This is a genomic window from Streptomyces sp. NPDC057565 (assembly GCF_042801455.1).
GTDB lineage: Bacteria > Actinomycetota > Actinomycetes > Streptomycetales > Streptomycetaceae > Streptomyces > Streptomyces yanii.
The window spans coordinates 169,040-190,475 of the sequence record NZ_JBHVFU010000008.1; the positions used below are offsets into that span (position 1 = coordinate 169,040).

General features: G+C 67.6%; 18 protein-coding genes, 1 tRNA gene and 1 pseudogene. 6 read left to right on the plus strand and 14 right to left on the minus strand.

All coding sequences use genetic code 11. The annotated features are described in order from the left end of the window. Positions 1 to 262 precede the first annotated feature (262 nt). Positions 263 to 1,834, plus strand: coding sequence for an aldehyde dehydrogenase family protein (locus ACFU8W_RS18710; RefSeq protein ID WP_384038175.1), 1,572 nt, complete (start codon positions 263 to 265; stop codon positions 1,832 to 1,834). A 35-nt stretch (positions 1,835 to 1,869) separates the two neighbouring features. Here the strand turns inward: ACFU8W_RS18710 and ACFU8W_RS18715 are convergent, their stop codons facing one another. Continuing rightward, on the minus strand, positions 1,870 to 3,174 hold the full coding sequence (locus ACFU8W_RS18715; RefSeq protein WP_384038178.1) for a DUF2254 domain-containing protein: 1,305 nt from the start codon (positions 3,172 to 3,174) through the stop codon (positions 1,870 to 1,872). A 224-nt stretch (positions 3,175 to 3,398) separates the two neighbouring features. On the opposite strand from ACFU8W_RS18715, the gene ACFU8W_RS18720 reads away from it, so the two are divergent. The 5 genes and pseudogenes from ACFU8W_RS18720 to ACFU8W_RS18740 all read left to right on the plus strand — a co-directional run bounded on the left by ACFU8W_RS18720 (position 3,399) and on the right by ACFU8W_RS18740 (position 7,728). Beyond that, positions 3,399 to 3,486, plus strand: a tRNA-Leu gene (locus tag ACFU8W_RS18720). Between the two features lie 228 nt (positions 3,487 to 3,714). After that, positions 3,715 to 3,891 carry a hypothetical protein gene (locus ACFU8W_RS18725; RefSeq protein WP_384038180.1) on the plus strand — a complete coding sequence of 59 codons (177 nt, stop codon included), beginning with the start codon at positions 3,715 to 3,717 and terminating at the stop codon, positions 3,889 to 3,891. Positions 3,892 to 4,273: 382 nt separating this feature from the next. After that, on the plus strand, positions 4,274 to 5,131 hold the full coding sequence (locus ACFU8W_RS18730) for a DUF429 domain-containing protein (protein WP_384038183.1): 858 nt from the start codon (positions 4,274 to 4,276) through the stop codon (positions 5,129 to 5,131). 311 nt (positions 5,132 to 5,442) lie between these two features. Then, positions 5,443 to 5,706, plus strand: a pseudogene (locus ACFU8W_RS18735) (hypothetical protein); the annotation flags it as partial. A 1,212-nt stretch (positions 5,707 to 6,918) separates the two neighbouring features. Continuing rightward, positions 6,919 to 7,728, plus strand: coding sequence for a DUF427 domain-containing protein (locus ACFU8W_RS18740; RefSeq protein WP_384038185.1), 810 nt, complete (start codon positions 6,919 to 6,921; stop codon positions 7,726 to 7,728). A 111-nt stretch (positions 7,729 to 7,839) separates the two neighbouring features. Here the strand turns inward: ACFU8W_RS18740 and ACFU8W_RS18745 are convergent, their stop codons facing one another. The 13 genes from ACFU8W_RS18745 to ACFU8W_RS18805 form a co-directional block, all read right to left on the minus strand. Then, positions 7,840 to 8,100: a hypothetical protein gene (locus ACFU8W_RS18745; protein WP_384038188.1), complete on the minus strand. Its 261-nt coding sequence runs from the start codon at positions 8,098 to 8,100 to the stop codon at positions 7,840 to 7,842. Continuing rightward, entirely contained in the window at positions 8,097 to 8,732 is a 636-nt protein-coding gene (locus tag ACFU8W_RS18750) for an AAA family ATPase (protein WP_384038191.1), read from the minus strand. The genes ACFU8W_RS18745 and ACFU8W_RS18750 overlap by 4 nt, the downstream gene beginning before the upstream one ends. 165 nt (positions 8,733 to 8,897) lie before the next feature. Next, a complete protein-coding gene (locus tag ACFU8W_RS18755) occupies positions 8,898 to 9,884 on the minus strand; it encodes an ornithine cyclodeaminase family protein (protein ID WP_384038194.1) in 987 nt (328 codons plus the stop codon). Between the two features lie 195 nt (positions 9,885 to 10,079). Next, entirely contained in the window at positions 10,080 to 11,642 is a 1,563-nt protein-coding gene (locus tag ACFU8W_RS18760) for an ABC transporter substrate-binding protein (protein ID WP_384038196.1), read from the minus strand. A 274-nt stretch (positions 11,643 to 11,916) separates the two neighbouring features. Continuing rightward, on the minus strand, positions 11,917 to 13,152 hold the full coding sequence (locus tag ACFU8W_RS18765) for a M24 family metallopeptidase (protein ID WP_384038198.1): 1,236 nt from the start codon (positions 13,150 to 13,152) through the stop codon (positions 11,917 to 11,919). Beyond that, complete coding sequence (locus ACFU8W_RS18770; protein WP_384038201.1) at positions 13,149 to 14,222, minus strand: sugar phosphate isomerase/epimerase family protein; 1,074 nt, start codon at positions 14,220 to 14,222, stop codon at positions 13,149 to 13,151. Before ACFU8W_RS18770 ends, ACFU8W_RS18765 begins: the two co-directional genes overlap by 4 nt. Before the next feature lie 6 nt (positions 14,223 to 14,228). Continuing rightward, a complete protein-coding gene (locus ACFU8W_RS18775; RefSeq protein WP_384038204.1) occupies positions 14,229 to 15,671 on the minus strand; it encodes an FAD-binding oxidoreductase in 1,443 nt (480 codons plus the stop codon). 13 nt (positions 15,672 to 15,684) lie between these two features. After that, positions 15,685 to 16,752, minus strand: coding sequence for a sugar phosphate isomerase/epimerase family protein (locus tag ACFU8W_RS18780; protein ID WP_384038207.1), 1,068 nt, complete (start codon positions 16,750 to 16,752; stop codon positions 15,685 to 15,687). Continuing rightward, positions 16,749 to 17,567, minus strand: a complete 819-nt coding sequence (locus ACFU8W_RS18785) for an ATP-binding cassette domain-containing protein (protein ID WP_384038209.1) — start codon at positions 17,565 to 17,567, stop codon at positions 16,749 to 16,751. Before ACFU8W_RS18785 ends, ACFU8W_RS18780 begins: the two co-directional genes overlap by 4 nt. After that, positions 17,560 to 18,435 carry an ATP-binding cassette domain-containing protein gene (locus ACFU8W_RS18790; protein WP_384038212.1) on the minus strand — a complete coding sequence of 292 codons (876 nt, stop codon included), beginning with the start codon at positions 18,433 to 18,435 and terminating at the stop codon, positions 17,560 to 17,562. Before ACFU8W_RS18790 ends, ACFU8W_RS18785 begins: the two co-directional genes overlap by 8 nt. Next, entirely contained in the window at positions 18,435 to 19,427 is a 993-nt protein-coding gene (locus ACFU8W_RS18795; RefSeq protein ID WP_384038215.1) for an ABC transporter permease, read from the minus strand. The genes ACFU8W_RS18790 and ACFU8W_RS18795 overlap by 1 nt, the downstream gene beginning before the upstream one ends. After that, positions 19,424 to 20,443: an ABC transporter permease gene (locus ACFU8W_RS18800; protein WP_384038218.1), complete on the minus strand. Its 1,020-nt coding sequence runs from the start codon at positions 20,441 to 20,443 to the stop codon at positions 19,424 to 19,426. The genes ACFU8W_RS18795 and ACFU8W_RS18800 overlap by 4 nt, the downstream gene beginning before the upstream one ends. Next, complete coding sequence (locus ACFU8W_RS18805; protein ID WP_384038221.1) at positions 20,440 to 20,730, minus strand: hypothetical protein; 291 nt, start codon at positions 20,728 to 20,730, stop codon at positions 20,440 to 20,442. Before ACFU8W_RS18805 ends, ACFU8W_RS18800 begins: the two co-directional genes overlap by 4 nt. Between the last annotated feature and the right edge of the window lie 706 nt (positions 20,731 to 21,436).

The following is a 21,436-nucleotide window of genomic DNA, read 5'->3' on the forward strand; positions in this document are numbered from 1 at the left end:
GAGCTTGAGGACAGCCGAGTCCGGTGCGGAGCCCCGCTTTCGGGAAGGGACGGGTAGGGGAAAGGCCCGCAGCAGGCGCCCCACCACCCGCCCCCGGACCTCCACCCGGTCCGCCCCGACCCCTCACCCCTCACCACGTGACCGTGACGTCCCTCACCCTGAGCCAACGTCACCCCCACCCCCCGTCCCCACTCACTACCGTCCGGCACGAGCGAGCCATCCCACCTCCCGCCCCGACTGTGCACCGAGAGCGGAGACCTTCATGGCACCCACCCACACGCCCGACAACACGCCCGCCCCACCCCTCACCCTCAAACCGGGCACCGCCTGGGCCGACGCCTGGCAGCGCTGCCTCACCACCGCCCCCGAGGCGTTCCGGGGCGACCGCGTCCTCAACCTCTGGGCCGCTTCCTGGCAGCCGGACGGCCACCCCCTCCCTGCCACCAGCCCCGTGGACGGCACTCCCATCGCCGGCCCGCCCCGTCTGGACGCCCCCACCGCCCAACAGGCGGTCCGGGCCTCCCTCGACCAGCACCGCGCCTGGCGCCACATCCCACTCCCCGAACGTCGCGCCCGTGTATCGGCCACCCTCGACGCGCTCACCCAACACCGTGAGCTCCTCGCCCTCCTCCTCGTCTGGGAGATCGGCAAACCCTGGCGTCTCGCCCAGGCGGACGTGGACCGCGCGATTGACGGAGTCCGCTGGTACGTCGACCACATCGACCGGCTCCTCGCCGACCGCACCCCGCTGCCGGGCCCGGTCTCCAACATCGCCAGCTGGAACTACCCCATGTCCGTGCTGGTCCACGCGATGCTCGTCCAGGCCCTGGCCGGCAACGCGGTCATCGCCAAGACCCCCACCGACGGCGGCGTCGCCTGCCTCACCCTGGCCTGCGCACTCGCCGCCCGCGAGGGCATCCCGCTCACCCTCGTCAGCGGCAGCGGCAGTGAACTCTCCGCGCCCCTCGTCCGCTCGGCCGAGATCGGCTGCGTTTCCTTCGTCGGCGGCCGGGACACCGGGGCCCGCATCGCCACCGAAGTCGCCGACCTCGGCAAACGGCACATCCTCGAGCAGGAGGGCCTCAACACCTGGGGCATCTGGAACTTCACGGACTGGCCCTCCCTGACCGCCGTCATCCCGAAGCTCTTCGACTACGGCAAGCAGCGCTGCACCGCGTACCCCCGCTTCGTGGTCCAGCGCAGCGCGTTCGACGCGTTCCTGTCGGCCTACCTCCCGGCCGTCCGCTCCCTCCGCACGGGCCACCCCCTGGCAGTCGCAAGCCCCACCGACCCGCTCCCCACTCTCGACTTCGGCCCGCTGATCAACGCAGCCAAGGCCAAGGAGTTGGCCGATCAGGTCGCGGAGGCCATCGACCGGGGCGCGGTCCCGCTCCACCGGGGATCGACGGCCGACGCCCACTTCCTCCCGGGGCAGGACACCAGCGCGTACCTCCACCCGGTCACCCTCCTCAACCCGCCCCCGTCGTCGCCGCTTCATCACGCGGAACCGTTCGGCCCGGTCGACACGATCGTCCTCGTCGATACGGAGGCGGAACTCCTGGCAGCCATGAACGCGTCGAACGGCGCCCTGGTCGCCACCTTGTCGACCGACGACCCGGCAACGTACGCCCGCCTCGCCCCTCAGATCCGGGCATTCAAGACCGGCCACGGCACACCCCGCTCCCGCGGCGACCGCGAGGAACTCTTCGGCGGGTTCGGTGCCTCCTGGCGGGGCGCCTTCGTGGGTGGCGAACTGCTGGTCAGAGCAGTGACGGACGGCCCGCCCGGAGAGCGGCTCCCGGGCAACTTCCCGGACTACCACCTGATGCCGTAGTCACCGGGAACCAACCACCGGGAACACCCCGTGCCTCACCCGATCCCCTGACGATCGGGGACGAGCGCGAACTCCCGCTCGGCGACGTCAGGCACCGTGCGCTCCACTGCCCTCACCAGGAGCGTACGGTGCCTGGACAGCGCGCCTTTCCGATCCTCCGGCGCCAACACCAGCAGGTCATCGATCCCGGCCAGCATCCGCCGCGACACCTGCGGACTCCTCGTCGCGCACCACCGGATCTCCTCGAAAGCGAGATCCACCAAGTCGGACCACTCCGGCCCCTCCTGCACGAGGCGCACCGCCCCCGCCCGGTCCCGGTGATGCACCGGCCCGAGCGGCAGACGTACGACCGCAGCCAGCAACTGCACGATCCGGTCCAGACACTGCACGGCGGTCGTCGGATCGTTCACGGCTGGGGACAGCGCCCGCAGCGCGATGTCCGACAGCTGACGCAGCCCGAACGCCAGGTCCTGGTGGAGCGTGCGCTCGACCCCCACCGAGAGTGCGTATCGCAAGGCCCGCCGGGACGGTGCGCCCTCACCATGAACGGCCAGCACCGGCGTCCCGGGCACCACGTAGTCCCCGATCCGCGGGATCAGCCGCAGGACCACCCCCTGCCGCTGAGCGGCCCGCACCACCCGCGCCACATGCACATCCCGCAGCACCCCCGCCCGCCCCTCGTACAGGACGCGCGCACTCTCCTCCGCAAGCGGTACCGCGTCCCGCTCTCCACCGGGCATCCGCCGGAGCATCCGCACGGATTCACGGGTGATGCGATCGACCACAGGCCCCACCTGCATGAGCCGCAGAGTGGCGCTCACATACGCGATGAACAGGAACAGACTCAGGCCGACCATGGCCAACGTCAGCATGCTCTGCACGAGCGGCACGGACGTGACCCGCTTCGGATCGGTCTCACTCTCGTACGAGGTCAGAACCAGCAACGAGAAGGAGAACGTCGCCAGGAACACCGTCAGAGTGAGCTTGCTGATCCGGCTCCGGGAGAAGATCCGCACCACCCGCGGGGTGAGCTGCCCGCTCGCCATCTGCACGGCCACCAGCGAGATGCTGAAGACGACACCGATGAACGTCATCATCGCCGAGCTGACGGTGGTGACGATGGTCCTGGCGTCGTCGGCGAACTTGATCAGATCACTGACCTCGCCGTACGCCCGCTCGCCCTGGAGTCGCGCAATGATCTCCGTATCCAGCGTCGAGACGCCCCACCACACGGCGAAGGCGCACAGCAGGCCCACCGTCGGAGCGAACCAGAACGTATCGCGCAGATGCTCACGCAAGGGGGACAGCGCACGGGGCCGCCGATAGCCGCGATCACTCATGCAGGCGAAGCTAGCCCGACCGTCTTCGCGGCAGCCGGACGCCGCCCGGCGATCCGCCGTACGTACTGCACGTGCACGAACGACGACAGACCGTACACAGGGCCAGGCCAACGGCTTCCGTGCGCCCGCCACCCCCACTGACCACCGAATATGCAGGTGAGAGGCACCCCAAACCCCTGGTATTGTTTTCTTTGTCGCCGCGGGAGACCGGGGCCGATCACCTAGTCCGGGTGGCGGAATGGCAGACGCGCTAGCTTGAGGTGCTAGTGCCCTTTATCGGGCGTGGGGGTTCAAGTCCCCCCTCGGACACCAACCAACCATTTCCCCACGGTCTCGCTGAGATCGTGGGGATTTGTTGTTGCGCTGGGCGTTCGGGGCGGGGGCGATCTCGGCCCGCATGGCCTGCCGGCTGGCGGTGCAGGTGAGCTGGAGTCCGAACCATGCTCCGGCGACTTCGGAACGAGCCAGCGACCTGATGCACCAGTCGCAGCACTCCGTCCAGTTGCCTGCCCGAGCCGGTAGTGCCCCGCGCAAAGCAGCATGGCGCGCGTCGATCACCGCATGACCGGCTTCGGCATCGCGTTGCCGCAACCGCAGGTGACTGACGGCAAGCGCGAAATTTCCGTGGAGGTAGGCGGCAACGGCCCGCTCGAACGCAGCGGATGGCCTCTCGGCCGTTCCCCCGTTTCCACCGCCCTCTTTCGGCGCGGTGTGTGACACCACCATTCCCCTCTGGTTGTTCGGTAGCGCAGACGCCCCCGCCCAAGGCCCCCGGTTGACTCCGCATATGCCTGTGCAGCAGAGAGTCTCAGGTGACGCACTCAAGCAATCAGGTCACGCCAACCCCCCTTAGAGCACGCGCACTTCGACCCAAGGCGTCTATGAGTCCGTGATCGACCCGGCCTCAGCGGATCAAGCCCACACCTGGGAGACGCGTCGGACACGGACCAGTAGATTCAGGCAGCACGAGACCAGGAGGGGATTCGCCCGAGGGCAACGTCCAGCAGTTCCTGTATCTCTCGGCGTGGGGTTCGCGAGTTGATCAGCAAAGAAGAAGACCGCGCCGCGCCGATAGCCGATTCTCTGGTACTACGGCTGCATGGGGATCGAACGGTTCATAGGCATCGACCTCGCCTGGGCGCAGGGCGGAGCCCGTACCAAGCCCAACGAGACAGGCGTGGCCGCCATCGACAGGTATGGCGTAGTGATCGATTGCGGCTGGACCCGTGGCCTCGAGGAGACGCTGTCGTGGCTGGCCAGGACGGCCGGCGCCGGACCGAGTCTGGCATTCGTCGACGCGCCCCTGGTCGTCGACAACCCGGTTGGGCAGCGCCCGTGCGAGCGGGAGGTCGGCCAGCGGTACGGCCGTTGGAAGGTCAGTGCGAACAGCACCAACCAGAGCTCTCCCCGGCGGGCCGGAGTGCTGCTGCGGGAAGGGCTTCAGGAGTCGGGCTGGGCCTATGACGACGGCAGGGGTGGGCCGCCAACCGGTGGCCAGGTCTTCTCCGAGTGCTACCCGTACACGACCTTGGTGGGAGTGGTCGAGCTGGGCTACGGCGAGGAACGTCCCACGTACAAGCGTCGACCGGCACGGGTTGCGACCGCACAGTGGCGAGCCGTACGGGCGGCAGAGTGCGACAGGCTGATCGCACGCATGGCGGGCCTGGCCACGGCCGATCCGCCTCTCGTGCTCTCTTCCCATCCGGTCTCCCGTCGGCTGATCACTGAGCCCTCGCCCCAGAAGACGGCTGACTACAAGCATCGGGAGGATCTCATCGACGCGCTGCTGTGTGCGTGGACGGCCGCTCTCTGGTACCGCCACGGACTGGCGCGCTGCCAAGTACTCGGAGCGGACAGCCTCCTGCCACCCGGACAGGCTCCCACCATCGTCGCGCCTGCCCGCGCCGAACAGAGGCGTGGCCGCGAAGCGCGCTCGGGCGAGGCGCTCGGCAGCTGACGGTGCCGTCATCGGTGGTCTCCTGGTGTCGGTGTGCCGCCCCTCACGTGCCGGGCGTGAACAAGCGCCCGATCAACTCGGGGTACGGGAGGCGTACTTTGTCAAGTACCTTCCTGAGGGCCTCCGGTGGGCCCGTCCGGAGCGGTGTCGGGGTACCGACGAGGCCGGGCACCGCCGACAGGTCGCCACCACTGAACCGTGATTCCGGTGTGGCCGGGGGACGTACCGCATAGGTCCGCCAGACGCATGCCGGGGGGCTCAGCAGGACCAGATGAGGGTCGGCCCATGCGGCAAACGCCCAGCGGTTCCTGCTTGCCCGGTGGCAGAGCGCACTCGACAAGCTGGCTGACGACGAGGCCGTCGAGATCGGCGTGCTGACCAAGTCGTTCCCCGGCGTGGACGACCATGGCGGCACGTTCCGCACCCACCTCGAACTCGCTGCCCTGGCCATTGCGCTGAAGCGGCGGGTCATCGTCCTGCAGGCCGTCGAGCATGCGCAGAGCGACCCTGGCAACTTGTTCGAGAGCTTCGCCCGCGCGCTCAAGGCCGACCAGCAGCGCCTCGACAAACTGGAGTGGAACCCACTACATCGCGGTGATTTAGGTAAACCAGCCGACCGGGTTCGGCCGCGATCGAGGCCCTGCCATGGCGCAGGTACTGCAGCACACAACGCCTCCGCCACCTGGCACGGGCTGCGGGAGTCCCGCTCGGTCAAGACCATGGCCATCGCGGCAAACCTGGGCGGAATCGCCTTCTCGGAAGCACGTCCGGTCTTGCGCATCCACCGCCGCCAGGAGAACGGCAAGCGGCAGATGCGGGAGATGGTCTACGCCGTCACCAGCCTCGATACCCTCCAGGCCGACTATGCTGACCTGGAGGGATACGTGCGCGGGCACTAGGGACACCGGCAGCGCGCCGCGGGCGATTGGCGCTTTGTGGAACCTGGCCATCGGCAGGCTGCGGCTGCTGGGAGCGGACAACATTGCCAAGACCACCCGAGCGATCCGAGACGCGCCGACGCACCGAAACACGCCGTCTGGATCTGGAGCATCACCGACAGCCCACTCCTACCGAGAACTTGAAGCCACCGTGGTCCGCATGGACGCGCACATGCTCAGCCCCGCCCTCACCGAATGATCCGCCAGCCCAGGTCAGACTCCTCGGCCTGGCAGTTCGCGGTTTTCTCAACATGCTTTGGGTGCGACTGCCTACGGTCACGAGGTCGACGTAACACAGGGTGACACGTGCTGACCTGTTCGACCGGCTCAGCTTGGCCAAGGGGCAATCGGGCATGGGCTTCTCCAGCTCATGCTGCCTGTGCGAGCTGTGAGACGCAGAGAGAGGATCTGCATGGCACTTGTGCGGACGGGCCGCCGCAGGGGCGTATGCGCACCCCGTCAAAATAATTGCGTGTGCATACTCTCGGGGCGTGATCTTGCGACTCGCGGGAACCTCAACATCAATTAGCCCTGTTGCGGCTGGTCAAAGGATCTCGTGAACGTCCCACTTGCTGTAGCGATACACGAGCGAGGACCTCGACCTTACGGTCGGTGTTGCGTTGTCGTACGTGATCGTGATGCCCAGGGTCTCGTACAAGGCGACCGACCATGACGCCGTCCGCCCCCGTCTGGGGGAAGGGAGTGGGACGGCTGTCCGTTGTATCGGGGAACGCCCGTCAGGGATGTGACCTGGACGGACGATACATCGGCACCTGCGGTGGCCGGTTCACGCGTCCGCCGGAGAAACTGGGCGTACGGAAGTGGCAGGGCGGACTGAGGTGATCGCCGATGTCGGACGAGAGTGTGGACTATCCGGGTCTCATCGTCCCGGTCGGACATGTCGAGCCGGTGCCGCGGCGCATCCGTGCGCAGGTCGGCGGTCAGTGGGTGTTCGACACCCGGCGCGCGGTGTACGTGTGGGAGTGGCCCGGCTATCCGCAGTACAGCATTCCGCTGCGGGATCTGACCGAGGGCGTCCTGACCGACGACGGCCGCACGGGGCGCTTGGGTCCCGGCCCCGCGCGGCGGCACTCGCTGCGGGTCGGCTCCGAGGTCCGTGAAGGTGCGGCGTGGGTCTGGGCCGAGGGAGCCCCGGAGGTACTCATCGGCACCGCCCGTTTCCGGTGGGACGCGATCGACGCGTGGTACGAGGAGGAAGAGCAGGTCTTCGTGCACCCGAGGAGCCCGTATACGCGGGTGGACGCGCTGCGCTCGTCCAGCAGCGTGCGCGTCGAGGTGGACGGCACCGTCCTGGCGGATGCGCCGTCCTCGGTGAAGCTCTTCGAGACCGGCCTGCCGACCCGTTACTACGTGGAGCGTGCCTTCGTCGACTGGGACCTGCTGCGTTTCTCGGACACGGTGACGGCGTGCCCGTACAAGGGCAGGACCAGCGGGTACTGGTCCTTCGTGAGCGGGGCCGTCACCCATGACGATGTCGCTTGGGCGTACGACTTCCCGACGGTGGCGTGCTCCACCATCGCGGGGATGGTCGCCTTCTACAACGAGCACGTCGACCTGCACGTGGACGGCGTCCTGCTTCCGCGGCCCACCGCCCTCTCACGGGCACAGTGGGACAAGCAGCAGCGGGCGCGTTCCTGAGCCGCTCGCCGTCGCCCACGGATCAGGGTGGAGCAACTGGTGCGGCGGTATTGCGGTGGACGGGGGCTCGGTCGTCGTGCCGGCTGAGGCGCCGCCGCCCACAGCCATCGGTCAGGTGCGGCTGCCCGTGCCTGACGAGGGCGTGCCGGCAGCAAACGCGGTCAGGACACGTAGGGCGGCCGTACCGGTGTTCGTCAGCAGGGCGACCGTCGGCGCCGTCCACCGGTCCAGGTGGCGCTGCAGTTCCGGATCGAGTTCGATGGTGATCCGGACATACCTGCTGTTCAGCGTGGTCACCTTGGGCGTGTGGGGTTGCGGTTCCGCCTGACCGCGCTGCAAGGCCGCGCGATAGTTGTCCTTGCGTTGCTTCATACGCCTTCCTGACGCTTGAGGAGTTCGTTCGCGAGGTCCATGTAGGCCGTTCTCTGGACGCGGACCGGACCGCCGAACGACTGGGAGTACAGGTCGAGGCGGGCGATCTGCGTGTCGAGCACGTCGAACCCCCGTTCCGCGAGCACTTCCCGGGCGTCGGCGTCGGGACCGGTACGGGTGGTGTCGGGGCGGTTGGTGCGGTTGAGCAGCACCGCGGTGCGGGCCGGCTCCGCGCGCAGGGACTGCACATCGCTCATCTCGGTCTGAATGGGGGCCATCCGGTCCAGCTCGATGGGGGCCGGAGTGACCGGCACGATCCACTCGTCGGCATGGCGCATGACGCCGCGGGCGACGCGGGCGTGGTCCTCGAGCTGAGGGGCGTCGAGCACCACGGCCTGCCGTCCGCCGAGAAAGTCGTCGATGCGACGGTGCACGTCGCCCACGGGAAGAGAGATCACGGGGAAGGGGAAGCCGCCGGCGAGTTCGCTCCAGCGCAGCGCGGAACCGGCCGGATCGCTGTCGACAAGCAGCGGGGGCAGTCCCAGCTCGTAGAGCGCATGGGCCAGCCAGACAGCACTGGTCGTCTTCCCGACTCCGGGCTTCAGGTTGACAAACGCACAGCTCAGCAGCACGTCCGCCACCGTATTGAGCCCAGCCGGCCAGTGCCGCCCGCCGCGCGGAGTGGGTGCCCGGGTTTCACCCGGGGGTGGGCCAGGTGGATGGGGGTGGGCCAGGTGGATGTAGGTGCGGCAACGATTCGACCGTAGTTGCGTCGGGCCTTCGAAAGCCCGGTCTTCTCAGGCGCGGAGGTCGACGCGGACGCCTCGCCCGGTGGCGAGGGCGGCGTCGACGAGGAGGCGGCCGATGGCGAGGTCCTGGAGGCCGAGTCCGACCGACTTGAAGAGCGTGATGTCGTCCTCACTCTTTCGTCCGGGATGCAGACCAGCGATGACGGAGCCCAGCTCGCCCTCCAGATCGTCGAACCGCAGGGCCCCCTCGTTGACCGGGATCACGATGTCGCCGGACTTCTGTCGCACCGTTGGAAGGCTGTCCACGAACACCCGCGAGCGGAGGATCGCCTCGGTGTCGACCTCGCGGTGATCCGGCCTGGGGCGCGCGCCGACCGCATTGACATGCAGTCCGGGCACGAACGAGGCGCCGTGCACCACCGGCTCCACAGCGGGGGTGAGCGTGCACAGCACGTCCACGGACTGGGCGACGGCGTGCGGCGACTCGAGCAGCCGCACCTTGAGGCCGTGTTGCTCGATGGCCTTCTGGAAGCCGTGTGCCGTTGCCCTGCTGCGGGTCCAGAAGTGCACCGTGCCGATGGGCAGCACCTCCAGCATCGCCGTCACGTGCGCGACGGCCAACGCCCCCGCACCGACCAGGCCGAGTGTCGTGCTTCCCGGCCGGGCGAGGTGCCGAGTCGCCACCGCGGTGGCCGCCGCGGTCCGGATCCGGGTCGGGACGGCCCCGTCCAGGACGGCCAGCACCTCCCCGGTGTCGGTGGAGACGAGCACGATGCTGGAACGCTGGGTCGGCAACCCGTGCTCGGCGTTCGCGGGCACGTCGGCGAGGAGTTTGACGGCCGCGAGCCCGGCCCGCTGGGAAGCGGCGGCCATCGGCAGGAAGCCCGAGTCGCTCCCCGGAAGGCGCATCAGCGCAGGCGCGGGCTGTACGGCGGTCCCGCGCGCGACATCGCCCATGGCGGCGTCGACGGCCTCGATGGTCGCACGCATGTCGACGAGCGGCTCAAGGTCGCCGCGCCTGAGGATGAGGGTCATCTTCGATACTGCCTTTCGAGGGCACGGCCGTGACCGGATGGAGCGCAGCCCGGTTCGGGCGCGGCTCGGCGGTGGGCGCAGGTACGGTCCGGGCCTGCGCCCACCCCTGGACGGGGAGCAACCCGCACGTGATCGGCTCTGTCGCGGGGCCGGTCGCCAACTTGCCTGGCTGTCGGGATTGCCCCGCCCCCGATGTCAGTCAGCCATGCGCAGGAACCCGACGTTGAAGTCCTGCTGCGTCGGCGAGAACGGGATGCTCTTGACGCGCCCGTCCGAAAGGATGGTGATGGCCGGGTAGGCGATGTAGAGCAGGGCGTGATCGGCGAGGATCTGGTTCTGCGCCTTGGTGAAGGCCGCACACGCCTTGTCTGCGGTCGCGGCGGTGTTCCCTTCCTTCAGCCACTTGTCGACCTGCGGGTTTGAGTACCAGGTGTAGTTGGTCGATCCGGCGAAGGCTGAGTTGTACTCACGGTTCAGCTGCGGCCCCGCCTCAGGGTAGGGGGCAAAGTCCCATGCGAGCGCGATGTCAGGCATGGTCGCCTGCCGGGAGATGCGGTCCGAGTACTGAGGGAACGTCACCGACTTGAGCTCCGCCTTGAGACCGATCTTCTTCAGGGAGTCCTGGAGGATGGTTCCGGCCGCGTTGAACTCGTCGACGGTCGGCTGGTAGGCGATCGTGACGGTCTTGCCTTCGGCTCCGGCCTTGCGAATGAGGGCCTTCGCCTTGTCGAGGTCCTGCTCCGGCTTTCCTGCATCGACTCGGCAAGCCATTCCTTCGGGGAGGATGGCATCAGCGATCTCACCCTGGCCCCCGAGCGCGCTCGTCAGGTGTCCTTTGTAGTCGTAGGAAAGCTGGATTGCTTCGCGGACCCTGGGGTCGGCGGTGATGCCGCCCTGCATGTTCATCCAGCCGTAGGTCTCCCGCGGGACGGGCAGTCGCATGAGTGTGAAGCGGCCGGTCTTCCTGACCTGCTCGACGTCCGCACCGGAGAGACCGTCCGTTATGTTGATGTTCCCGGCCAGGAGCTCGTCCCGACTGCCACTGCGGTCCTCCTGCATGCGGAGGACGATCGTCTTCGGTCGTTCCTTGTCAAAGGCCCAGTAGCCGGCGGAGCGCTTCAGCTGGATCTCTTGGTTCGCCGAGTACTGCGCCATGGCGAACGGCCCCGACCCCGCTTCGTGGGTTGCCAACCAGCCCTGACCGTTGTCATCGCCCTCATGCTTCTCGACGAGCTTGGAGTCGACGATGTAGATCAGGCTCAGGGCGCCGATGAACGCAAGGTCGTGCTGGGTCAGCGTGATGCGCACGTGCTGCTTGTCGATGGCCTCGGCCGACACGTAGTTCGTGAGGAATGCTGCAACGCCGGAGCCGATTCTCTTGGTGCGGTCCAGCGTGTACACCACGTCTTGCGCCGTGAACGGGTTGCCCGAGTGGAAGGTCACCCCCTCACGGAGGGTGAGCGTCAGGTGGGTTGCGTCTTCGTCGAACTTCCATGCGGTGGCGAGCTGGGGCACCAGCTTGCCGTTCGCGTCGTAGTTGACCAAACGGTCGTACATCGGAGCGAGATTGAAGTCGTTGTGTGCGTCCGAAGCCTGAAGCGGGTCGAGTGTCTCGGCGACGTTCGAGGTGCCGATGACGATCTGCGACTCGCCTCCCCGCTTTGTGTTCGGCGCCTGCATGTTGCATGAAGTCAGGGCGAGTGTCCCCCCGAGGGCGATCACGCCAGTCTTGAAGGCTCTTGCGCGCTGCCGGTCCATTGTTGTCCCTTTCATCAGAGGTTCCTTGATCAGGCGCCGGCTCGGCCGAGGGCATCCCGGTCAGGCGCATCCGGCAGGCGTGACCACTGCCCGACGCGGCGCTTCGTGAGCCACGTTCCGGCTCGTATCACGTCTCGACTTGTGGGAGGGGGCAAGCGCTCCAGTCGCGCGGGCGGCGTCGAGTAACGACGAGGTCTGCCGGCCCTCCCCGGTACTGCACTTGCTCCCCGATGCCGACCGTGACTGCTCCCTCCCATCCCTCCCGGCGCCGACTTCAGACCACGTTCAGCCGGTTCGGGATGCTGTTGAGCTCCTCGGGACCGTTCGATGTGAGCAGGACGGTGCCGCCGACGCAGACGCGCTGACCGTCGCGCAGTGCGTTCGGCTCGAAGGCGAACGCGTGTCCCTCCTGGATCACGAAGTCGCCGTCGATGGGGTGGCCGGAGGGCAGCCTCTTCAGGTGCTGGAGGGCGGGGTCGACGCCGGGGTTGATACGCGTCGCACTGTTGTAGATCGGCGACACCGTCTGCACCATCGGTCCGGTGTTCCAGGTACGCGAGCGCTGCAGAGGCTCCTCCATGATGGCCGCCAGCTCGGAGAACCGGAGACCAGGAGTGAGGGCCTCGATGCCGACGCGGTAGGACTCGAGACAGACCTCCTCCAGCTCGCGGAGCAGCGGGCTGGGTTCGCCGATCGACACGTCGATCTGCTGCTGCGACTCCTGGCCCCCGTAGAAGGCGAAGATCTCGGCCGCGATCGTGTCACCCTTGCGCAGGACGTGCGGCGCACCGCCCATCTCGAACCACTCGGGGATCGACCACGCGAACATGCTCGCTCCGGCACGCTCGAGCATGAACGGCCACCGCACCCACCCGCCGCCGGCGATGATGGCGTGGAACGCCGCCGCGGCGATCTCGTGCTCGTTACCGCCCGCGCGAGCGGTGTCCACGAACGCGTGACACGCCTGCTCGCCGAGAGCGGCAGCCTTGCGCAGCAGCACCTGCTCCTCGGGGCTCTTGACTATCACGAGGGATTCGTACGCGGCGGCGGTGTCGACCCAGTGCGCGTCGGGCAGCAGTTCCAGGACACGGGACCACGTCCTGTAGGAGATCGTGCCGGCGGCCTCGCCGACGAACCTGCCTGTCAGTCCCACGACTCCGAGCCGGCTCCGGTCGAGCCCCCGCTCCCGGAGCGCGGCCGCCAGGTTCGCCAGGCCGTCTCCGTGCTGCCAGTCCTCGACCCAGCGCTCCCACCGGGAGCCCTGCGCGTCCAGCCGGTCGAGCGGGACGTCGCCGGTGAATATGGTCGGGTCCTCGTGCTCCGTGAGGAGGACGATCGTGCGGCGACCCTCGTTGGTCAGGTAGGAGTCCGCGTGGTCCCTACCGGTCCCGAACACGACGATGCCCGCGAGCTCGTGCTCCTTCAACAGGCCACGCACGGCCGCCCAGCGCCGGTCGCGCTCCCGCAGGCTCAGCGTCGGGTAGGCCTGGTCGGTGGCGATGTCAGTCATGCTGTCCAACTCCTGTCGAGGGTGGGTTCTCCTTCGCCCATGCGGGTGAGGATCTGTCGAAGGTGCTGTGCGCTGCGATCGATGAAGTCGAGCGACTCGGGTTCGCCGACCGCGGAGTGGAGCTGCTCCCGACCGGCTGCCGTTTTGTCCGAGACGCGATCGGCGTAGGTCGTGGCCAGACGGACGACCTCGAAGGCCTCGGCGAGGGTGAGATCGGGATGACCCTCCTGCCAGCCGGGGTCGTATATCTGGAGCTCCATCTCACCGCGGGTGCTTTCGACGATGCCCTCGATCGACAGCATCAGGTCGCGCCCGAGGAGGGGTGCGAGCAAGCGGTCCCAGTCGAGGACACCCTCGCCCACCGGCACCAGGAGACGCGCGATCCCCGCTCGGGTGAAGAAGAGGGCTGCGTCGCGGACGTGGGTCGCACGGATGTAGGGGGCCGCTCGCTCCACCGCTGCGACGGGGTCCTCGCACCGCATGAGCACGTTCGCAGTGTCGAAGGTGATGCCGACGACGTCGGGCCCGACCGCCTCCACCAGCCGCACCAGCTCGAACGTGGTGATCTCCTCGTGGGTCTCGATGTTGAGGTGCACCCCGAGGTCACGCAGCACAGGCGCGAGCTTGCGCAGAAGGCGCTCGGTGGCGGCGAGTTGCTCGTCCCATCCGACGTCGGTCCGGAAGCGGTCGTAGGCGTACCGGCCCGACAACCGGAACTGGTAGTTGGCCGTCGCCGTCCACAGCTCGCGGATGCCGGCCGAGGCTGCGACCTCGACCATGCGCCGCATACCCCGCAGGTAGTCGCCCTCGCCGAGTGCCCGGATCTCGGGCGCCTCGGGGGTGACGAACGGGTTGACCTTCCCGACCCCCGCCTCTATGCGTTGGCCGAGATCGGTGGCCGCCTGCATCACGTCCCGAACCTCGGCCGCCTCCAGAGTCGGGCTGAGCTCCAGGACGGAACGGAAGTAGACACCCTCGAGCCCGCGATCTGCGGCGCGCTCCACGACAGAAACCGCAGGACGCCCGCGCACGACACCGAACTTCGAGCTGTCGACCCCAATACGCAGCATCTCGTCCTACGCTCCCGCCGGGTCGCCGCCGGCCGCAGCGAGGTCGAGGTCGACCAGGCCGTGATCGAACACGTTGGCCGGATCGAACGTCGCCTTCGTCTTTGCCAGGCGCTCGTACTTGTCGCCGTAGATCTCGCGGCCGCGGCCGGCGTCATTGCGCTCCGAGGTGAAGTTGATGTAGGTGCCGTGTTCCCACTCGCTGACGGCGGTACTGAACCGCTTGACCCAGGCGACGAGTTCGGGCCGCTCGTCCGGGTACTCCCAGTCGGCGCCGATGTTCCCGGCCCATCGCGAGTGGATGTCGGTGGTGGAGTCGTTGCTGTGGTCTCGCGGGTGGATCCTGCCCGCGATGAGCTCGAACGGGCACATGACCTGGTGCGCGATGTACGAGCTGGAATTGAGCGAGCGGCCCGGATAGGCGTCCACGTGCTCGATCACGATGTCGAGGAGCTCGTCGGGCATCTCGCGGAAGGCGACGTGCCTCCAGTAGTGGCAGATCCCGTAGCGGAACTCGTCATCGGTGGAGTGCTGCAGCGTGACGTGGGGAACCGTCCAGACGCGTTCGTAGATCGGGGTCCCGACCTCGAACATCGGCTTGCTCGACTCGGGCTCGCCGGCAGGGTCGCCATAGGTGACGGTGGCCATGGACACGATGGGCCGGCCGCGGTGTTCGCGAGGCACCTGGGACCAGTACTCGGGAGCACGGTAGAGCCGGACGTAGGAGGTGACGTTGTCCGGCATGCCCGGGCCGAGGTCACGGAACCGTTGGAGGATCTCCTTGCGGTTCTCCGTGGGGAAGAGGGCCAGACGTACGGTGGCGAGGCCGGGGAGGTCGATGTAGTCGAAGACGAACTCCGTCGCGATGCCGAAGTTGTGGCCGGCGCCCTTCAGTGCCCAGAAGAGTTCGGGCTCGTTGTTCTCGTCGACCCTGCGGATGACGCCGTCGGCCGTGACGAGCTCCACCTCGCGGAGGAAGTCGACGGTCGAGCCGAACATGCGCGACAGGTAGCCGGCGCCACCACCGAGAGTCAGGCCGGCGACACCCGTGTGGGACACCACGCCGGCCGGGAGCGCGATGTCGTACGGCTCGGCCGCCCGGTCGACGTCTCCCCAACGGCAGCCGGCTCCCACGGTGATCGTGCGACTGGCTGTGTCGATCGTGACCTGGCGCATGAGTCCCGTGTCGATCAGCACGGCGTCGTCGGACACGCTCGTGCCGGCGAGATTGTGACCGCCGCCGCGCACCGTCAGGGGGACTCCGTTGTCGCGGCACCAGCGCAGAGCCGCCGCGGCGTGCGCCGCGGTCGTGCACCGGACGACGGCCGCCGGACGCTGGTCGATGTCGGCGTTCCAAACCCGGCGCAGTGTTTCGTATCCAGGCGCCCCGGGCAGGACGACGTCGCAGTCGACCGCCGCGACGAGACCCATCAGCTCGGGCTTCTGTTGCATTGCTGTTGCACTCCTAATCTCGGGATTCTGCTCCGGAACGGCCCGCGACCTGGGTCATGAGTGCGCTCCGGGATTCGGTGAGGAACTGGCGGTAGTCGGCAGCTCTGGGAGGCGACGAGCGCAACGAGGCGAGGCACGGCGCGCGGCCTGTCGCCACCAGGTCGTCGAAGTCGGCGGCCAACGCATGCAGGGCTGCAGCATCGGCGTCGGTCATGTCCGGGTGCGCGTCGCGCCAGCCCGGGTCGTCGGGCTGCAGCAGCATCTCCGCTCGGGAGCCGCCGATTGCTTCGATGACGAGGTCGAGGTCCGGTCTGGCAGCGAGGACACAACCGAGAAGATCGGACCAGTCGATGAAGCCTCGGCCCACCGGTGTCAGGAACCTGGCCAGCCCTGCCTCGGTTCGGACGAGTACCGCATCTCGCAGGTGGGTCATGTTGACGTACGGAGCGACGCGCCGGACCGCGTCACCTATGAGCTCGCCCCGCACGGGAAGGTTCGCGGGATCCAGGCACACGCCCAGGACGTCCGAGCCGATGTCCTCGATGAGCCTGAGGATCTCGAAGGTCGTGATCTCCTCGTGGGTCTCGAGGTTGATCCTCACGCCGGCCGCGCGCAGCGACGGCGTCAGCAGCCGGAGGAAGCGAGCGGTCGCCTCCAGTTGGAGGGGCCATTCGACATCGGTGCGAAAGCGGTCGAAGCAGAAGGGCGCGGGCAGCTCGTGCTTGTAACCCCCTGTTGCGGTCCATGCCTCGGTCCAACCGTGCTCGGCACAGATGTCGATCATCCGCTCCATGCCTGTGAGATAGCTTCCACCACCCAGATCCCGCACGCGCGGCAGCTCGGCCGTCATGTAGGGGTTGACCTTGCCGAGGCCCACCTGGACGAACATCTCCCGCCGCGCAGCCTCTTCGCTGAACTCGGTGATCGCGCCCCTGTCCAGGGCCGGGAATGCTTCGTCGAGCGTCCGCACGAGGACTCCCTCGAACCCGAGGTCGCTCAGTGCCACCAACGTCTGGATCGGGTCGTCGCCCAAGAGGGACGCACCGTCCGTGAACGTCACATCGGCGCCGATCCGAGTCATCTCGCCGCCTCCTGCCGACGTGCCCGTCGCGCGCGTTCGGCCATGGGGTCCGGTACCGGAACGGCCTCCATCAAGGCTCGCGTGTAGGGGTCCTGCGGATCGTCGTAGATCGCGGGGACGTCGCCCGTCTCCGCGATGACCCCACGGTTGAGCACCACCAGTCGTGTACACAGGTACTTCACGACAGCGAGGTCGTGTGAGACGAAGAGCACCGTCAGGTCCAGCTGACGCTGCATGTCCTTGATGAGGTTGAGCACTTGGGCCTGGACCGACACGTCCAGGGCGGACACCGGCTCGTCGCAGAGGAGGACCCTGGGGCCGACCACCAGTGACCGGATGATCGCGATCCGCTGTCGTTGTCCGCCCGAGAAGTGGCGCGGGTATCTGGCCAGGTGCTCCGGGAGGAGGCCGACCACGTTGATCAGCTCATCGATCCGGGCGCGACGTTCACGCGCGGAGAACCCACCGATCACCAGCATCGGCTCTTCGAGGATCTGACCGACGGTCATCCGGGGATCGAGGCTCGAGTACGGGTCCTGGAAGACCATCTGGACCTCGCGCCGGTAACGTCGCAGATCGGCCTTCGAGGCCTCCGCGGGGTTGATGCCGTCGTACGTGATCTCGCCGGAGTCCTCCTTCTCCAGGCCGACCAGACAACGGATGATCGTGGACTTCCCGGATCCGGACTCGCCGACCAGACCGAGGATCTCGCCCTGTCGCACGTCGAACGAGACGTCGTCGAGCGCCTGGTGGGCGCCGTGTCCACGGCCGAAGCGCTTGCGCAGCCCGGCCACGCGCAGCAACACCTCAGGCATTGCTTGTCACTCCTTCCAGGGGCATGTAGTCGGCGACGGTCTTCAGCCGGACGTTCGGGTCTGCATCCAGCCGCGGGACGGATCCGATCAGGCCTCGCGTGTAGGGATGCCGTGGGCAGGCGAAGAGGTCGTCGACCGTGCGCGCCTCGACGAGGCTGCCGCGCAGCATCACCGCGACGCGGTGGGCCAGGCCGGCGACGATTCCCAGGTCGTGGGTGATGAAGAGAACCGCGAGGTCGAGCTCCCGCGATTGCTCCTCGAGCAGATCGAGCACCTGCTCCTGGACCCGGACGTCGAGAGCCGTGGTCGGCTCGTCGGCGATGAGCAGGTCGGGTTCGGCCACCAGAGCGGCCGCCATGACCACGCGCTGGCGCATGCCGCCCGAGAACTGCCCCGGATAGGCGCGCAGCCTCTCCGTCGCCTTCGGCACCCGGAGCCGGTCCAGCATCTCCGCCGCCTTGGCGTAGGCCTTCTTCTTCGACATCCCGCGGACGGTCAGCGGCTCCGCGACCTGCTCACCGATGGTGAGGACCGGGTTCAGCGCAGTCATCGGGTCCTGAAAGATCATGGAGATCTCGCGGCCCCGGATCCTGCGCATCTGACGCTCACCGCTGCCGACCAGCTCCTGCCCCTTCCAGCGGATGGAGCCCGAGAGGCGGAGGTGCGGATCGAGCTGCAGAATCGCACGAGCAGTCATGCTCTTGCCGGATCCGGACTCCCCGACGAGCGCCACCCGCTCGCCCGGCTTGATCTGGAGCGACAGGCGATCCACGAGGGTCAGGTCGCCGGCACCGCCGCCGATGCGCTCCTTCTCGGGCACGCAGACGGACAGTGCGTCGATGGACATCAGCGGTTCGTGACAGACCATCAGGACCTCCTCGACGAGGGATCGACCGAGCTGCGGACGGCGTCCCCGGCGAGTCCGAACGCGATGGCTGCGAGGGTGGTCGCAAGGCCGGGGAACAGTGCGATCCACCAAGCGGTCGTGATGTGGTCCTGCCCCTGGGCGATGAGCGATCCCCAGTCCGGGCTGGGGGGTGGGGCTCCGACACCGAGGAACGCGAGGCCGGCGATCATGACGATGGTGCCGGAGATCTCCATGCTTGCTTGCACGTAGATCGCGTCGAGTGAGTTGGGCAGGACGTGCCGACGCATGAGCCGGAGCCGCGACATGCCCAGGATCCGGGCCGACTCCACGTAGGAGCTGGTCATCGTCTCGCGCAGGATGTTGCGCATGAGGCGAGCGGTGCTCGGCCATGAGGTCGCGATCATGGCGAGCACGATCGACATCATCGACGGTCCGAGCGACGCGGCCAGGCCAAGGGCGAGCACGAGGCTGGGCAGTGACATGAGAATGTCGCAGACGCGCATGACGGCCTCGTCGATCCAGGTGGGCATCAGCGCGGCGATGCTCGCGACGAGCACGCCGATGCCCGCTGCGGAGAGGACGATCGCGACTGCGATGAGGAGGGTCCTTCCGGCCCCGGCGAGGATCCTGGAGAGCACGTCGCGTCCGACGTTGTCGGTACCGAGCAGGTGGCCGCTCCCGGGTGGGAGGAACGCCTGCTTCGTGTTCACCATGAACGGGTCGTGCGGTGTCCAGAAGATGCCTATGAGTGCCACCAGCACGAGGAGGGCGACGAGCACGAAGGCCATCCTGTCCAGCAGCGGGAAGCGTGGTCCCCCGAGGATGCGCCGGGCAGTTGTGCCGATCGACCGTCCGATCGCGGCCGGTGAGGCGTACGACCTTGCGGCGCCGGCTCCGTGACCGGTCGAGCCGGTCCGTGGCTCGTGCTCGGTGTCCGGCGTGGGCGGTTCCTCCGCCTCGCGCTCGACGACGCTTGCGCCGTCGTTGGTCATGCCGCACCTCCTGGGGCGTTGCGCACGCGCGGATCGAAGACCCGTTGGAGCATGTCGGTGATCAGCGCCGTCATGATGAAGACCGACCCGATGACGAAGACGGCTGCAAGGACGGCGAAGGTGTCCTGGCTGGTGATGGAGCCGTACAGGTAGCTTCCGATTCCCGGGAGCGAGAAGACCGCCTCGACCAGGACGGCGGCGCTGATCATCCAGCCGAACTGCATGCCGAAGATGGTCACCACCGCGCCGAGAGAGGAGCGGAACGCATGGCGCATGATGATGCGTCGCCGCGGAACTCCCTTGGAGATTGCGAACGTGATGAAGTCCGACTTCATCGCGGTCATCATGTTCGACCGGATGATGCGGGCGAGGGTCGTGATGAAGGGCATGCTCAGGGCCACGGCCGGGAGCAGCAGGTGCGCGACGGAGTCGACGACGTTGCCGATGTTGCCGAACAGAAGCGAGTCGATCACCGTGAACCCGGTTACCCGCGGTGGCGCCAATCCGACGCTGTTGGTGCCGGAGATGGGGAACCAGCCGAGGCGCAGGCTCAAGGACCAGCGCAGCATGATCGCCAGCCAGAACATGGGCACGCCCCCGGAGAGGACGAGGATGACGCGAGCGGCGATGTCTGCTGCTCGGCCTTCGTTGACTGCCGCGACGATGCCGAGCGGGGCCGCGACGGCCACCACGATGAGCATGGTCAGGACGACGAGTTGGACAGTTGTCGGGAGTACGTTCAGCAGGTCGTTCGAGACCTTCTGGTGCGTCACGACCGATTCGCCGAAGTCGCCGTGCACCAGACGCTTCATGAAGTCCAGGTACTGGACAAGGACCGACTGGTCGAGGTGGAGCTTCTCGCGCATGGCCTCGACCTGCTCGCCGGTCGCAAGCCGCCCGGCGGCCACACGCGCGACGTCGCCCGGGATCAGCTTCGACATGAAGAAGATGATCGTTGCGACTCCCCACAGCGACAGGAGAGCAAGGCAGATGCGACGGGCGATGAAGCGGGTCATCGCGTCTTGCCCGCCGTGTGTGGGGTCGTGTGGTCGAGCGCGGCTGCGAGGGCACCGAGCCACAGCGGCAGGGCGATCGCACCGGATCGGACGTCCGGGGTGCGCGTCATCGGCGCGAGGGTGATGACAACGCCTGCCAGTGCATGGCCGAGGAGCACGATCGGGCCCGCGGTCTGGATCGTCGAGCCGGAGACCAGGAACAGACCGGTGCCGATCGCGGACCCGAGAGAGAGTATCCGGATGTGCCTGTTCTTCAGGCGACTCTGCATTTCAACGTGCTTGCTCATCGGGGCTGCCCGTTCTTTGTGCGGGTAGATGGTGTCGTTGCACGTGCGGTAGGCGCGCTCGGTGGGCTCGATGCCCCGTTGCTTTGCCTCGATCAGATTCCGCCTCGTCCGGACCGGGATCGTCCGCTCGATCTGCTTAGCCAGGTGCTCTCAGGTCGCCTCTGGGCCGTGGACCCTTTGCTGTTCCTGCAGTTGTGGTCACCCCGGAACGGTGCACATTTGTTGAAGACTCGACATCTATGACCGGATTTGGCGGTACGGCCCACATCACGCCCGGCCGACGCGGATCAGTCATCAAGGAACGAGAGCGTGCCCACGGCGACGTACCCCACCCGGGCGGGTCGTCATGAAGGCCTCCTGGCGACGCACCCGGACGCCTCGGCCGAGACACTCAGGCCCTGGTCACGGACAGGGCGGCACGGGTGGGACGGGTGAGTCGGGATGGCTGGTGGAACGTCATGCGCTACTCCCGGGCGTGCCGATGGCGTGGATGACTTCTCATTTGGTATACCGATTTTCATTGCAAGGGATCACTCGTTGTGTAGCGAGTGAGCTGCGATGAGGCCTCAACATAGGGCGATGTGGGGCGAGATGGGAAGACGGCGGTTGGGCATTTTTGTGAATTGGTATGCCAATAGGAGCGGGGTGCGGTCGGGTGGGCAACTCGTAGCGTGCCGTAGGGCGCCGGTCCGGGTGACTCGTGAAC

Excerpts from the sequence above, each read along its gene's own strand:
- ACFU8W_RS18710 (WP_384038175.1), top strand. The coding sequence starts at position 263 with ATGGCACCCACCCACACGCCCGACAACACGCCCGCCCCACCCCTCACC.
- ACFU8W_RS18715 (WP_384038178.1), bottom strand. The coding sequence starts at position 3,174 with ATGAGTGATCGCGGCTATCGGCGGCCCCGTGCGCTGTCCCCCTTGCGT.
- ACFU8W_RS18725 (WP_384038180.1), top strand. The coding sequence starts at position 3,715 with ATGGCGCGCGTCGATCACCGCATGACCGGCTTCGGCATCGCGTTGCCG.
- ACFU8W_RS18730 (WP_384038183.1), top strand. The coding sequence starts at position 4,274 with ATGGGGATCGAACGGTTCATAGGCATCGACCTCGCCTGGGCGCAGGGC.
- ACFU8W_RS18740 (WP_384038185.1), top strand. The coding sequence starts at position 6,919 with ATGTCGGACGAGAGTGTGGACTATCCGGGTCTCATCGTCCCGGTCGGA.
- ACFU8W_RS18745 (WP_384038188.1), bottom strand. The coding sequence starts at position 8,100 with ATGAAGCAACGCAAGGACAACTATCGCGCGGCCTTGCAGCGCGGTCAG.
- ACFU8W_RS18755 (WP_384038194.1), bottom strand. The coding sequence starts at position 9,884 with ATGACCCTCATCCTCAGGCGCGGCGACCTTGAGCCGCTCGTCGACATG.
- ACFU8W_RS18760 (WP_384038196.1), bottom strand. The coding sequence starts at position 11,642 with ATGGACCGGCAGCGCGCAAGAGCCTTCAAGACTGGCGTGATCGCCCTC.
- ACFU8W_RS18765 (WP_384038198.1), bottom strand. The coding sequence starts at position 13,152 with ATGACTGACATCGCCACCGACCAGGCCTACCCGACGCTGAGCCTGCGG.
- ACFU8W_RS18770 (WP_384038201.1), bottom strand. The coding sequence starts at position 14,222 with ATGCTGCGTATTGGGGTCGACAGCTCGAAGTTCGGTGTCGTGCGCGGG.
- ACFU8W_RS18775 (WP_384038204.1), bottom strand. The coding sequence starts at position 15,671 with ATGCAACAGAAGCCCGAGCTGATGGGTCTCGTCGCGGCGGTCGACTGC.
- ACFU8W_RS18780 (WP_384038207.1), bottom strand. The coding sequence starts at position 16,752 with ATGACTCGGATCGGCGCCGATGTGACGTTCACGGACGGTGCGTCCCTC.
- ACFU8W_RS18785 (WP_384038209.1), bottom strand. The coding sequence starts at position 17,567 with ATGCCTGAGGTGTTGCTGCGCGTGGCCGGGCTGCGCAAGCGCTTCGGC.
- ACFU8W_RS18790 (WP_384038212.1), bottom strand. The coding sequence starts at position 18,435 with ATGGTCTGTCACGAACCGCTGATGTCCATCGACGCACTGTCCGTCTGC.
- ACFU8W_RS18795 (WP_384038215.1), bottom strand. The coding sequence starts at position 19,427 with ATGACCAACGACGGCGCAAGCGTCGTCGAGCGCGAGGCGGAGGAACCG.
- ACFU8W_RS18800 (WP_384038218.1), bottom strand. The coding sequence starts at position 20,443 with ATGACCCGCTTCATCGCCCGTCGCATCTGCCTTGCTCTCCTGTCGCTG.
- ACFU8W_RS18805 (WP_384038221.1), bottom strand. The coding sequence starts at position 20,730 with ATGAGCAAGCACGTTGAAATGCAGAGTCGCCTGAAGAACAGGCACATC.